12 protein-coding genes are annotated in these 13,414 nt (G+C 67.0%); 3 read left to right on the forward strand and 9 right to left on the reverse strand.

Going from position 1 to position 13,414, the window contains the following annotated elements; genetic code table 11:
- Positions 1-51: 51 nt before the first annotated feature.
- Both gcvPA and gcvPB read left to right on the forward strand, forming a co-directional pair.
- Complete coding sequence (gcvPA, locus tag VE25_RS08010) at positions 52-1,395, forward strand: aminomethyl-transferring glycine dehydrogenase subunit GcvPA (RefSeq protein ID WP_046108089.1); 1,344 nt, start codon at positions 52-54, stop codon at positions 1,393-1,395.
- On the forward strand, positions 1,392-2,939 hold the full coding sequence (gene gcvPB, locus VE25_RS08015; RefSeq protein WP_046108090.1) for an aminomethyl-transferring glycine dehydrogenase subunit GcvPB: 1,548 nt from the start codon (positions 1,392-1,394) through the stop codon (positions 2,937-2,939). The genes gcvPA and gcvPB overlap by 4 nt, the downstream gene beginning before the upstream one ends.
- A 285-nt stretch (positions 2,940-3,224) precedes the next feature.
- Here the strand turns inward: gcvPB and VE25_RS08020 are convergent, their stop codons facing one another.
- Positions 3,225-4,085, reverse strand: a complete 861-nt coding sequence (locus tag VE25_RS08020) for an alpha/beta fold hydrolase (RefSeq protein WP_046108091.1) — start codon at positions 4,083-4,085, stop codon at positions 3,225-3,227.
- Between the two features lie 233 nt (positions 4,086-4,318).
- On the opposite strand from VE25_RS08020, the gene VE25_RS08025 reads away from it, so the two are divergent.
- Positions 4,319-4,870, forward strand: coding sequence for a methyltransferase family protein (locus tag VE25_RS08025; RefSeq protein ID WP_046108092.1), 552 nt, complete (start codon positions 4,319-4,321; stop codon positions 4,868-4,870).
- Between the two features lie 445 nt (positions 4,871-5,315).
- On the opposite strand, the gene VE25_RS08030 is transcribed toward VE25_RS08025, so the two are convergent.
- The 8 genes from VE25_RS08030 to VE25_RS08065 all read right to left on the reverse strand — a co-directional run bounded on the left by VE25_RS08030 (position 5,316) and on the right by VE25_RS08065 (position 13,338).
- Positions 5,316-5,810, reverse strand: a complete 495-nt coding sequence (locus tag VE25_RS08030) for a F0F1 ATP synthase subunit B family protein (RefSeq protein WP_244466886.1) — start codon at positions 5,808-5,810, stop codon at positions 5,316-5,318.
- Between the two features lie 3 nt (positions 5,811-5,813).
- The gene (locus VE25_RS08035) at positions 5,814-6,446 is read right to left on the reverse strand and encodes a F0F1 ATP synthase subunit B family protein (protein WP_083988796.1); all 633 of its coding nucleotides are present in this window, start codon (positions 6,444-6,446) and stop codon (positions 5,814-5,816) included.
- A gap of 101 nt (positions 6,447-6,547) precedes the next feature.
- Positions 6,548-6,775 (reverse strand): F0F1 ATP synthase subunit C, encoded by a 228-nt coding sequence (locus tag VE25_RS08040; protein ID WP_046108093.1) that lies wholly within the window; start codon positions 6,773-6,775, stop codon positions 6,548-6,550.
- Positions 6,776-6,854: 79 nt separating this feature from the next.
- Positions 6,855-7,631, reverse strand: a complete 777-nt coding sequence (locus tag VE25_RS08045; protein ID WP_046108094.1) for a F0F1 ATP synthase subunit A — start codon at positions 7,629-7,631, stop codon at positions 6,855-6,857.
- A 24-nt stretch (positions 7,632-7,655) separates the two neighbouring features.
- Positions 7,656-8,051 carry an AtpZ/AtpI family protein gene (locus tag VE25_RS08050; RefSeq protein ID WP_046108095.1) on the reverse strand — a complete coding sequence of 132 codons (396 nt, stop codon included), beginning with the start codon at positions 8,049-8,051 and terminating at the stop codon, positions 7,656-7,658.
- A 321-nt stretch (positions 8,052-8,372) separates the two neighbouring features.
- Positions 8,373-11,828 (reverse strand): AAA family ATPase, encoded by a 3,456-nt coding sequence (locus tag VE25_RS08055; protein ID WP_046108096.1) that lies wholly within the window; start codon positions 11,826-11,828, stop codon positions 8,373-8,375.
- A 261-nt stretch (positions 11,829-12,089) separates the two neighbouring features.
- Positions 12,090-12,737, reverse strand: coding sequence for a thioredoxin domain-containing protein (locus VE25_RS08060; RefSeq protein WP_160299963.1), 648 nt, complete (start codon positions 12,735-12,737; stop codon positions 12,090-12,092).
- Positions 12,738-12,825: 88 nt separating this feature from the next.
- Positions 12,826-13,338 carry a DUF721 domain-containing protein gene (locus VE25_RS08065; RefSeq protein WP_046108097.1) on the reverse strand — a complete coding sequence of 171 codons (513 nt, stop codon included), beginning with the start codon at positions 13,336-13,338 and terminating at the stop codon, positions 12,826-12,828.
- Positions 13,339-13,414 lie beyond the last annotated feature (76 nt).

The raw sequence follows: 13,414 nt of genomic DNA on the forward strand, positions 1-13,414 counted from the left end.
GGCTAGGGGTGGGGGGAGCCTCGGGTAAGCACCAACAAGTAGAGCACCCCCATGCGATACCTCCCCCATTCCGAAGCCGAACGTGCCGAGATGCTCGGCGTCATCGGCGTCGACAGCATCGAGGCCCTGTTCAGCGCCGTGCCCAATGGCGCGCTGCTCAAAAGCCCGGTCGACCTGCCATCGCATAGCCCCGAATTCTTGGTCGAAGCGCATATGCGCGCCCTCGCCGCCAAGAACCACGCGGCCGGCGACGGTCCGTTCTTCGTCGGCGCCGGCGCCTATCGCCACCACGTGCCGGCGACGGTCGACCACCTCATCCAGCGCTCGGAGTGGCTGACGGCCTATACGCCCTACCAGCCGGAGATCTCGCAAGGCACGCTGCAGATGCTCTTCGAGTTCCAGACGCAGGTCGCCAAGATCACCGGCATGGACGTCGCCAACGCCTCCCTCTATGACGGCTCCACCGGCACCGCCGAGGCGGTGCTGATGGCCCGGCGCCTTACCAAGCGCAACAGGATCATCCTCTCTGGCGGCCTCCACCCGCACTACCGCGACGTGGTCAAGGCCTACCTCAAGGACGATCCGGACCTCGTCTGCCTCTCGGCCTCGCCCGAGGGCCAGGGCGATATCCTCGACCATATCGACGAGCAAACCGCCGCCATCGTCGTGCAGACGCCGGATTTTTACGGACACCTGCGCAACGTCAAGGCCGCGGCCGACGCCGCCCACGCCAAGGGCGCGCTGCTGATCGTCGTGGTGACGGAAGTCGTCTCCCTCGGCCTCATCGAGGCGCCGGGCGCGCTCGGGGCTGATATCGTCGTCGCCGAAGGCCAGTCCATCGGCAATGCGCTCAATTTCGGCGGCCCCTATGTCGGCCTGATGGCGACGAAGAAGGAGTTCATCCGCCAGATGCCCGGGCGCCTCTGCGGCGAGACAGTCGACGCCAAGGGCGAGCGCGGCTTCGTGCTGACGCTTTCGACCCGCGAGCAGCACATCCGCCGCGAGAAGGCGACTTCCAACATCTGCACCAATTCCGGCCTTTGCGCGCTCGCCTTCTCCATCCACATGGCGCTGCTGGGCGAAGCCGGCTTCACCCGCCTTGCCCGCCTCAACCACGCCCGCGCCTGCGCCCTCGCCGATGCGCTGGAGGCGGTTCCGGGCGTCGAGCTCCTCAACAAGACCTTCTTCAACGAGATGACCATTCGCCTGCCCAAACCCGGCGCGGACGTCATCGAGGCGCTCGCTGCCAGGGGCATCCTCGCCGGCGTGCCGGTCTCGCGCCTCGTGCCGGACGATCCGGCCGTCATCAACCTCGTCGTCCTCGCCGCCACCGAGCTCACGACAGACGACGACATCGCCGCGCTTGCCGCGGGTTTGAAGGAGGTGCTGGCATGAGCATGAATACGCAAGGCCGCCCGACCCACACGGGCACCGGCGCCGACATCAACGCCACCGGCGCAGCGCTGCTGCCCAACGAGCCGCTGCTCTTCGAGATCGGCGACACCCACCACTCCGGCGTCGACCTGCCCGAGGTCGAGATATCGTCCTCGCGCCTCGGCGGCTTCGAGCGCAAGTCCGGGCTCGATCTCGCCGGCCTCACCGAGCCCGAGGCCATGCGCCACTATGTGCGCCTCTCGCGCCTCAACCACTCGATCGATAGCGGCTTCTATCCCCTGGGCTCGTGCACCATGAAGCACAACCCGCGCCTCAACGAGAAGATGGCGCGCCTGCCCGGCTTCGCCGACATTCATCCGTTGCAGCCGGTCTCGACGGTGCAGGGGGCGCTAGAGCTCATGAACGAGCTCAGCCACTGGCTGATGACCCTCACCAACACCGCTGCCGTCGCATTGACCCCCAAGGCCGGCGCCCATGGCGAGCTCTTGGGCATGATGGCGATCAAGGCCGCTCAGGACGCCAAGGGGCAGGGGCACCGCAAGGTGGTTCTCGTCCCCGAAAGCGCCCACGGCACCAATCCGGCGACCGCCGCGTTCCTCGGCTATGCCGTCAAGGCCATTCCCGCCCGCGAGGACGGCACTGTCGACGTCTCAGCCGTCAAGGATGCGCTCTCGCCCGACGTCGCCGCAATCATGCTGACCAATCCCAACACCTGCGGCCTCTTCGAGCCGCAGGTGAAGGAGATCGCGGCGGCCGTGCACGAGGCCGGGGCCTATTTCTACTGCGATGGCGCCAACTTCAACGCCATCATGGGCGTGGTGCGCCCCGGCGATCTCGGGATCGACGCCATGCACATCAACCTGCACAAGACCTTCTCGACGCCGCATGGTGGCGGCGGGCCGGGTGCGGGGCCGGTGGTGCTGTCGGAGGCGCTGGCTCCCTTCGCGCCGGTGCCGTTCGTGCGCAAGGACGATGCGGGCCTCGAGCTCGTCGAGCACACCGAGGGCGGGGCGCTCGGCCGCATCAGCGCCTTCCACGGCCAAATGGGCATGTATGTGCGCGCGCTCACCTATATGCTGAGCCACGGCGCCGACGGCCTTGCCCAGGCGGCCAAGGATGCCGTGCTCAACGCCAACTACATCAAGGCGCGCTTGAAGAGCGCGTTCTCGCTGCCCTTCCCCGACTATCCGACGATGCACGAGGTGCTGTTCGACGACGCGTTCCTGTCCGGCACGGGCGTCACCACCCTCGATTTCGCCAAGGCGCTGATCGACGAGGGTTTCCACCCGATGACCATGTATTTCCCCCTGGTCGTCCATGGGGCGATGCTCATCGAGCCGACGGAAAGCGAGAGCAAGCAGACCCTCGACCAGTTCTGCGACGTGATGCTCGACCTTGCCGAGGACGCCAGGGCCGGCAACACCGCCCGCTTCACCGACGCCCCGCTCAACGCCCCGCGCCGGCGCCTCGACGAAACCCGCGCCGCCCGCCAGCCCGTGCTGCGCTGGGAGCGCAAGGATCCACTGCCGCAGGCGGCGGAGTAGACTGCTGGCCCCTTCCCTCTCCCCTTGTGGGAGAGGGACAGATTTTCCGCGTTCAGCGGAAAATCGGGGTGAGGGGTCTACGGTCTTGCCGCAAACACGGGTGCTGACGGCTGCATCGCTGACCCCTCATCCGGCGCTTCGCGCCACCTTCTCCCACAAGGGGAGAAGGTGAGGTGCTCGATCGCTCACCGTGCGAAGAATCTGATCTTGCTCCGACTTGACGGGACACACCCTCCCTTCTCCCCTTGTGGGAGAAGGTGCCCGAAGGGCGGATGAGGGGGGAGTCTAAGCCGACCGCGGCAGCACCATCGGCACCGGCTGCTTATACGCCTCGACATCTGACACGAACCGGTTGAGGAGGGCGTTGAACACCTCTGGCCGGTCGCGGAAGGGCGCGTGGCCGGCGCCGGCGATGACGTGGCAGTGGTCGTCCCAGAGCGTCTGGTAGTCGAGCCCGGCGATGTAGCCGAGCCGCGCGATCGGCTCGTGCTCGCCATTGACCATGGCGATCGGCACCGTCGCTTCCTCGATCGTCCGCTTCTGGTCGGCGCCGTCGCCGCGCATCATGCCGCTGACGGCGATCGCCCGCACGCGCCCGTCCGAGCGCGCGATGGCCTCGATCATGTCCGATCCGCCGTTGTCGCCGAAGCAAAGCTCGTGGAAGCGCATGATGTCGCGCTCGGTGAAATGCTCCTTGGAGGCCAGCAGCAGGTCCCAATGCGCCTGGAAGCCGCGCAGCATGCCCAGCGGTCCCGATGCGATCGGCGGCGTGCCGGTCAGCATCAGGCCGGCGATGATGGGCATGCGCGCCAGCATCTCGATGGCGACGTGCCCGCCCAGCGACCATGCGAAGACCGCCATGCGCCTGACCCCGAGCGCCGCGACGACGTCGCCGATGCTTTCTGCGAAGCCGGCCAGCGTATAGGCCTTGCCCGGATATTCGGCATTGGCCGAATGCCCATGGCCGAGCAGATCGACGGCGATGATCCGGTAGCGCTCGGCCAGCGGGCTCTCGAGCTGCGGCAGGAACACTTCCTTGCAGTTGGCCGAGCCGTGCAGCATGAGCAGCGCAAAGCCGTCGCCGCCGCTGTCAGCCACGCTGACGGCGCCGTGCCGCGTTGCGATCATGCGATAGGAGGGAGACATGGTCCGAACCAGTGCTTCCGTTGTCGTCGAGGGAAGCACTCTGGCCGAAGAGTCTCCATATCACGTCTACGCACATGGTGAATCGGTGACTAATGCGCCGTTTCGGAAACCGCTTTACTTGCGTATGTAGCCCGATACTTCGGGCTCGCAGCTTGCCAAGGCAACAGGCCGGTTCTACGGTCCAGGACACTGGGCGTTGCGCCCGGCTGCTCATTTGGGGGAGTGGGACGAGGGTGCAGTTTGTTTTCGACAGTTTGATCTCGATCGTCGGCGTTGCCGTCGTTGCGCAGTATTCCTGGTCCCTGCGGGCCCACTTCGCTTCCAAGTCCGTTCCCGGCGGCACCATCCTGATTTCGGTCATGGTGGTGGTGACCACCCTTGCCTTCCTCTACTTCCAGTGGTCGGGCGAGCAGCCCCTGCTGGCGGCCCTTGCCGGCCTCCTCGTCATGCTGGCCGGGCTGGCGCTCTTCTGGGCCGCGATCTTTGCCTCGCGCGAGGCGCGGCTGCGTCTGGCGTTCGATGCCGAGAACCCCGACAGCCTCGTCATGGAAGGCCCATACCAATACCTGCGGCACCCGTTCTACACGTCCTATCTCATCTTCTGGGCCGGCTGGGCCGTCGCCATCTGGTCGGCCTGGACGCTCCCGTTCCTGGCCTTCATCCTCCTCGTCTACACGCTCGCCGCCCGCGGCGAGGAGCGCAAGTTCTCCAACTCCCCGCTCGGCCCCCAATACGAGGAATACCGCCGCCGCACCGGCTTCTTCTGGCCGCGCATGCGGGCTTGAGGATTCGGCTGGTCGGCTAGCGGAGCTACCTTAAGGGACAAATGAGGGATTGCTGTCGCAAATGCCGGCGCTTGGGCGGGCGGATCATGTCTGTGTGGCACTATCGCGCACACCCACGGGCTGTCATCCCGGCGAAAGCCGGGACCCAGCCCTGAACACATCCAGGAACGCGATGGGAGCGGCAGATCGCCCTGCCTCGATCAAGCATCTTGCGGCTGGTGCACTTATCTCTGGATGGATACCGGCCTTCGCCGGGATGACATCGGGGTAAGGCACAGACACGTTGCGATTGGAGGCACCTTCTTTCTCCTCTCGTGGGAGAAGGGCCTGTCCTCGGATGTGATCGGAATGCGCCAAGGGCGGTTTGGGGCTCGGCGAATCGTACAGCCAACCAAAAAAAGGCGGGCTTGAAGCCCGCCTTTGAAAACTTACGCGCGCCGAGAGCTCAGTTCAGCCGGCTGCCCACGTCCTTGATCGCGTCCTCGACCAGCTTGCTGCCCTTCTTGGCGACCTGGTCGGTCAGCATCACGCGCGCTGCCTCGATGGCGAGGTCGGCCGAGCGCGAGCGCACCTCGGCGACGGCCTGGGCCTCGGCCTGGGCGATCTTGTCCTCGACCGCCTTGGTGCGCCGCGCGATCATGTCCTCGAGGGCGGTCTGCGCCTCGGCGGTCATCCGCTCGGCGTCGGCCTTGGCGGCGGTCACGATCTCCTCGGCTTCCTTTTCGGCCGAGACGCGCTTTTCCTCGTATTCAACGAGCAGCGCAGCCGCTTCCTCGCGCAGGCGCTTGGCTTCGTCGAGCTCGTCGCTGATCTGCTTGATGCGCTTGTCGAGCATCTGCCCGATGATGCGCGGCACGCCGAAATAGACGGCGATGCCGAGGAAGACGATCAGTGCGACGAGCGCAAAGAACGAGTTGTCCATCCACGCGGGCAGGTACATCGGTTACTCCTTGACCTTGGCGACGGCGGAGCGCGCCGCCTCGGGCGATGCCTCGCCCACGAGCTGGCTGACGACCGCCTGGGCGGTCTCGGCGGCGATCTCGTCCACATGGGCGAGGGCGGCGGACTTGGTCTGCGCGATGCTGGCCTCGGCCGCGCCGACCTTGGCCGAGAGATCCGCCTCGACGACGGCGCGCTTGGCGGCGAGGTCGGCGGCGATCGCGTCGCGGCTCTCGCTGGCGATGCCCTGCGCCTTCGCCTTGGCGCTGGCGAGCGCCTCCTCATAGGCGGCGATGGCGGCGTCCGTCTTCTGCCGACTCTCTTCGGCCGCCTTGAGATCGGCGTCGATCCGCGCCTTGCGATCGGCCAGAATCCCGCCGATCTGGGGCAGGGCGACCTTGCTCATCAGCAGGTAGAGCGCCGCGAAGGTGATCGCCAGCCACAGGAGCTGCGAGCCGAAGGTCGCCGGATCGAACGGCGGGAAGACGCCCGCGTGGTCGTCCGCATGCAGCTCGGTGGCTGCGTGCAGCTCTTCCTCGGCCGTGTGCAGTTCGTCGCCGACCGCCTCGACCGGGGTTTGCGTGTGCTCGGCGTCCGCCGGGGCTTCCTGTGCTTGGGCTACGATGAGACCTGCCATTATCGTCACTCGCCGGATCGTTCGCCGCACGAAGGTGCGGCATCAAATGAACGGCAGCCGGAACGCGTCCCGGCCGCCGTGATTGTCGTGCGCCCGGAGAATTAGGCGACGAACAGCAGGATCAGGGCAACCAGGAACGAGAAAATGCCGAGAGCTTCGGTCACGGCGAAACCGAAGATCAGGTTGCCGAACTGGCTCGGGGCGGCCGACGGGTTGCGCAGGGCGCCCGAGAGGAAGTTGCCGAAGATGTTGGCGACGCCGATGGCGGCGCCCGCCATGCCGAAACAGGCGATACCGGCACCGATGAACTTTGCGGCTTCAGCTTCCATTTTGTAGTCCTTTCAGAGGTTTTCGTGTGAGCGGGTTGTCAGGCGGGACACCCGCCCTGATCCGGTGGGTTGAAGGGTTCTAATGCGAGGGGTGGATCGCATCGTTGAGGTACATGCAGGTCAGGACCGCGAAGACATAGGCCTGAACCGAACCGACCAGGAATTCGAGGCCGGTGATGGCGACGCCCATGATCAGGGGCAGGATGGACCCGGCCGCGCCCAGGAAGCCGAGCGGGATCATCGTGACCATGAAGCCGGTGAAGACCTTGAGCGTGATGTGGCCGGCCAGGATGTTGCCGAAGAGGCGGACCGACAGGCTGATCGGACGCGAGAGGAACGAGATGACCTCGATCGGCGTCACGATGGGCAGGATGTAGCCGGGCACGCCCGCCGGCACGAAGAGCTTCAGGAACTTCGGGCCGTTCTTGACGAAGCCGTAGATGATGACCGTCAGAAACACCAGCATCGAGAGCGCGAAGGTCACGATGATGTGGCTGGTGAAGGTGAAGAAGTAGGGCACCATGCCGAACATGTTGCCGATGAAGATGAAGGTGAAGAGCGAGAACACCAGCGGGAAGAACTTCATGCCTTCCGTGCCCGCCGAACTTCGCACCATGTTGGCGACGAACTGGTAGACGAGCTCGGAGACGAGCTGCACGCGGTTGGGGATCAGGCGCTTTCCGCTCGAGGAGAGGATGAGGTAGAGCGAGATCACGACGACCGTGGCCACCATGAAGAGGGCCGAATTGGTGAAGGCCAGGTGGATGCCGCTGCCTTCGGTTCCGTCGCCGCCGATGGTGGCGATGGGGAAGATGTCCGTGATGACAAACTGGTGGATCGGATCAGTACCGGCCAAGTCGCGTGCCCCTTATCGTCGCCATCAACGCGCTTCCCGCTCCTCGTCTTCCGCGTCCGGGCCGAGATCGGCATTGGACGGGGGAGGCGATGCGGCATTCATTTCCGCCACCGCTCGGATGACGTTCAGTATTCCTGCGGCAAAACCCATCCCGAACAGGATGAGCAAGCCCCACGGGCTGGTGCCCGCAGCAAGGTCGATGAGATAGCCGAGGCCCGCACCGACCAGGATCGCGGCGACGAACTCGGTGCCGATGCGCATGCCGCGCGCCAGACCGGTCATCTCCGGGGACCCGCGCTCGGACGCTCTGTTGGCGCCCGCCTCGTGGTCCCTCCTTGCGGCTGCGATGCGCGAAGCCAGATCGCGCGTCTCGCCGCGGGCGCTGCCCTCCGGACGTCCGGTGTCGCGCGGCTCGTTCATACCGCCTGCTCCCCCTGTCCGGCGGGCCCCTTTTGTATTCCGGGCCGCCCTTTCAAGTCGCGCGCAACATAAGGGGGCGCGTTTTGGGTGTCAAGCCGGGCACTCCAACAGTAAATCTTTGAAAGAACTATAGTTTTTGGCACGGGAAGGGGGTGCGGCATGCTGTCCACACTCCCGGTTGCGTCCCAGGGCGTTTCATTGCTTGGCGGAATCGTCAGTTCCATCGCCTCCCTCCCCCTTGAGGGGAGGGATCGAGGGTGGGGGTCGTGCGGCGGTCCACCGATGGACCCCCACCCCCAACCCTCCGTTCGTGCTCCACCTCTAGGAGGCTTCGCGGAAGGATTCTGCCGTCGTCAGGTCCACCGAAACCAGCTGGCTGACGCCCCGCTCGGCCTGGGTCACGCCGAAAAGCCGGTCCACCCGGCTCATGGTGATCGGGTTGTGGGTGACGACGAGGAAGCGCGTGTCCGTGCGCTGGCGCATGGAATCGAGCAGGTTGCAGAACCGCTCGACATTGGCGTCGTCGAGCGGCGCATCAACCTCGTCCAGCACGCAGATCGGCGCCGGATTGGTGAGGAACACCGCAAAGATGAGGCTCAGCGCCGTCAGCGCCTGCTCGCCGCCCGACAAGAGCGTCATCGTCTGCGGCTTCTTGCCCGGCGGCTTGGCGATGATCTCGAGCCCCGCTTCCAGCGGATCGTCGCTCTCGACGAACGTCAGTTCCGCCGTGCCGCCGCCGAAGAGCGTGGTGAAGAGCTCCTGGAAATGCGCGTTGACCTTCTCGAACGCCTCCGAGAGCCGCGCGCGTCCCTCGCGGTTGAGCGACTGGATGCCCTGCCGGAGCTTCGCGATCGCCTCGATCAGGTCGTCACGGTCCTTGACCATGGTCTCGAGCTTTTCGCGAGTCTCCTCGGCTTCCTTTTCGGCTGAAAGGTTGACGCCGCCCAGCCGCTCGCGCTCGGCCTTCAGCCGCTCGACCCGCTGCTCGGTGGCCTGTTCGGGGGGCAGGGGCTCCTCCGGTTTGATCCCGGCGACCTCGAGCGTGCGGTTGGCCGGAATGCCGAGCTGCTCGCTGACCTGCTTTTCGATCTGCTGGCGCTGCGCGATGACGCCTTTCAGGCGTTCCTCGATGCGCCCGAGCTCCACCCGCGCCGCCGCCAGCGCCTCGCTCGCGGCCTTCAAGCCGTTGCTCGCCTCGCGGAACCCGGTCTGCGCGACGGACAGGGAATCGCTCGCCGCCTTGTGGGCGATCTTGGCGTCCTCGATCTGGTGGTCGAGCTCTGCCCGCCGTGCCGCGAAGCTCTCGGGCGTCGCGTCGAGCGCGGCGAGCTGGGTACGGATCTCGCCCTCGCGCAGCTCCAACGTCTCGATCTGCCGCGCCGCGCCCTCGCGCCGGCGCGTGACCGCGCCGCTGTCCTGCTCGAGCTGCTCCAGCCGGCTCGCGCGCATGCGCGCCGCCGTCTCGAATGTGGTGAGTTTCACCCGCGCCTGGTCGGCCCGCTCGCGTATCCCCGAAAGCGCCGCCTGCGCCGTCTCGGCTTGCGCGCCCGTAACGCCCTCGTCGCCCGCTTCGGCGAGCGCGGTTTCCGCCCCCGCCTTGCTTACCTCCGCTTCCGCAAGGCTCGTGGCGAGGCGCGCCTGCGCCTCCTCCAGTGCGCTCTTGCGCGTCGCGAGGTCGCCTATGGCGCGCTGCGCCTTGTCGACCTCGCCCTGAGCCGCGCCGATGGCGTGCTGGGCCGTGCGCCATGCGTCGCGCTTGCCGCGCTCGTCGGCGCGCGCCGCCTCCAGCGCCGCCGTCAGCGCCTCGACATCGCGCTTCCAGGCGTTGCGCTCGCCGCGGATGCGGGTGATCTCCTCGTCGAGCTCGGCGAGGCGATTGCGCTGCGCCAGGCGCTGCGCCGCCGCGCTCGGCGCATCGGCCGCTGAAACGAACCCGTCCCAGCGCCAGAGATCGCCTTCGAGCGACACCAGCCGCTGCCCCGGCTTCAACGCCCGCATCAGTTCCGGCCCCACCGCCTTGCCGACGAGCCCGATCTGGTCGAGCCGCCGCTTCAGGAGTTCGCTGCCCGAAACGTGCCGCGAGAGCGGTTCGGCCCCCTGCGGCAGCGGCGGATCGTCATGGCCGTCGAGGCTCGCCGACCAGTGCATCGGCGCCCCGTCGTCCGAGGAGGCCTCGAGGTCGTCGCCGAGCGCGGCGCCCAGCGCCGTCTCGTAGCCCGGCGCAACCTTCAATTCATCGGCAATCGCCGGCCAGAGGCTGGTGCCGACATTGAGCATCTTGGCGAGCGTCGCGGCTTCCGCTTCCAGCCGCGTCAGCGCGCCCTCGATCTCCTGCAGCTTCGGACGCGCCGCGTCGAGCTTGCCCTGGGCCTCGCCGGTCGCTTCCTCGGCCGCCAGCGCTTGCGCCTCCGCCGTCACCACCGCCGCCTGCACCGCCTCGAGCGCGGCGCGCTTCTGCGTCAGAGTCTCGTCGGCATCGAGCTTTTCGGCGATGGTCCGGGCCTCCTCGGCCACCTCCGCGATCTGCTTTACGAGCCGCTCGACCCGCGCCGCGGCTTCCTCGGCGTTGCGCTGCGCCTGCGCCCGCCGCGCACGCACCTGCGCATGCCGCTCGGCTGCCTCCCGCGCGACGATCTCCGCTTCGCTGACCGCCGCGCGCGCCGCTTCCGCATCCTGCCGGGCCGCGTCGAACTCGGCTTGCGCCGCTTCGCCCTCGGCCGTCAGCCGCGCCTGCTCCTCGGCATAGCCGGAAAGCGTCGCCTCGCTCTCTGCGATCAGCTCGCGCTCGCGCTGGCCGTCGGCGGCGAGCTGCTTCAAACGGTTCGCGTATTCGGCCCGCCGCTGGTTGTTGCGCCGCGCTTCCTCTTCGAGCTGCTCGGCAAGAATCGTCAGCCGCTGCAGCGCCGCCCCCGTCGCCGCCTCCTTGTCGCGCAAGGGCTGCAGCGCCGCATCGGCGGCGTCGGATTTCTTCTGCGCCTCGCGCTCGGCGTGAGTGGCGTCGGCAAGGGTGCGGATCAGCCGCGCCTGCTCGGCCTCGGTTTCCTTCTCGGCAACGCGCGCCGCAACCCAGCGGATATGGTAGAGCGTGGCTTCGGCCCGCCTGATGTCGCCCGAAAGCGAGCGGTAGCGCACCGCCAGCCGCGCCTGGCGCTTCAGCGTTTCGAGCTGCTGCTCGATCTGGGCGATGACGTCGTCGACCCGTTCCAGGTTCTGCTCGGCGGCCTTGAGGCGCAGCTCCGCCTCATGCCGGCGCGAATGCAGCCCCGATATGCCCGCTGCCTCTTCGAGGAGCGCCCGCCGCTGGGTCGGCTTGGCGGCGATGAGTTCGCCGATCTGCCCCTGCCGCACGAGCGCCGGCGAATGGGCGCCCGTCGAGGCGTCGGCAAAGAGCAGTTGCACGTCGCGCGCCCGCACTTCCTTGCCGTTGACGCGATAGACCGAACCCGCCTCGCGCTCGATGCGGCGGGTGACTTCGAGCACGTCGGAATGGTTGAGCGCGGCCGGCGCCGTGCGGTCGGCATTGTCGAGGACGAGGGTGACCTCGGCGGTGTTGCGCGCCGGCCGGTTGGACGCGCCCGAAAAGATCACGTCGTCCATGCCCGAGGCGCGCATGGCCTTATAGGAGCTTTCGCCCATCACCCAGCGCATGGCCTCGACGAGGTTGGACTTGCCGCACCCATTGGGCCCGACGATGCCGGTCAGCCCCGGTTCCATGACGAGCGTGGTCTCGTCGCTGAAGGACTTGAAGCCGTGGAGCCTCATGCGCGCGAACTTCATCGCGGGGCTCCTGCGGTTCGAAGAACATCTCCGCGGGCACGATCGGCCTCCCTCCCCCTTGAGGGGAGGGATTGAGGGTGGGGGTGGTTCAGTGGGCCACCGACGGCCCCCCACCCCCAGCCCCTCCCCTCAAGGGGGAGGGGAGCCCTCGTGGCACGATCCCGCAACCCCCACAAAAGCAACACCTCCCCCTTGATGGGGGAGGCTGGGAGGGGGTGATCGAAGGGCGCGGTTTTTCGACCGCTTCCTCGAATTGGGAAGTCAGGCAAGCAGTGGGTCGATTTCCGCCGCCAGTTGTTCAAGCGTCTTGCCCCCGGTCAGGTTCTTGCCGTTGATGTAGAAGGTGGGCGTCCCTGTCAGGCCGAACTCGTTGAGCGCCTGTTCGCGCACGGCTTCCATGGCGGTAAAGAGTTCCTGATTCGTCAAGGCGGCGTCGAACGTTTCCTGGGTAAAGCCGAGCTGCGTGGCGATATCGAAGATCGCGTCGCGCGGAGTTTCGGACGCCGCCCAGGTGTTCATGGTGCGGAAATAGGTCGAAACCACGTTGTGGTAGCTGTCCGGGCCCGAGGCTTCCGCCAGCAGGAAGACGGCTGCATCGAGCACGTTGCGCACGAACGGACGCAGGATGTACTTGACCTTCCCCGTATCGATGTAGTCGGTCTTGAACTGCGGGTAGGTGTTGTTGTGGAAGTCCGCGCAGTGCGGGCAGGTGGGCGAGGCGTATTCGACGACCGTCACCGTTGCCGCCTCTTCGCCGAGCACGTGATCTTCAAGCCCGCCGGCCGGCGCCATCAGCCTGGCGACGTCGACCGTATCGCCTTCTGCCGCCGCGGCGGTGCCGATACCGGCCAGCCCCAGGGCCGTGGCGGTGCCGGCGAGGATGAGTGTGTCGCGACGGGTGATCTTCACGGGGTAGAACTCCATTTTTTCTGCGGCGACACTACACGCGGCCAAATTGGCCGCAAGTGGGCACGCCAATCAAACGCGGGTGAACAGTCTATCTCTTGTTGTTGTCCGATCTGCCCATTACCGCGTGGCCCAGGGCGCGCAGCGCGTCGCGCAGATCGTCGTCTTTGACTTGAGCGAGCGCGCCGTCGATTTTCGTCCGCGTCGCCTCGCTCGGCTTGTGGTCCTTATGGTTCCGGGCATCTGAATGCGGGCTGAACGGCTCGGCCGAAAGCCGCACATCGCTGACCAGCAGATAGCCGAAATAGCGGTTGACCGCCTGGGCGATCCGCGGCCCCTCGTGCTGCGCGGCCAGCGCATGTCCCGGCGCGCAGCGCAGATAGAGCGTCGCGCCCTCGGCGCTTTTCTCGCCACGCGGCCATGCCAGCCGCTCGGGAAACGTCACCGCGTCGTAGGGCGCCGGCGCGATCGCGCTCCAATGGTCGAGGATGTCGCGGCTGGCGAACCCGCGCTTCTTGAGGAACGGATCGAGCGTCCTGCCCAGCGCCTCGGCGACGCCGACGGTCCGGTTGCGCCGCTTGGGTTCGGATTCAGGTTTGGCCATGGCTGGACTCTAGCATTGGCAGGGCGGTGCGAGAAGCGCCCCTGCTCCCCTCCCCCTTGAGGGGAGGGGTCGGGGG

Source organism: Devosia geojensis, assembly GCF_000969415.1.
Lineage (GTDB): Bacteria > Pseudomonadota > Alphaproteobacteria > Rhizobiales > Devosiaceae > Devosia > Devosia geojensis.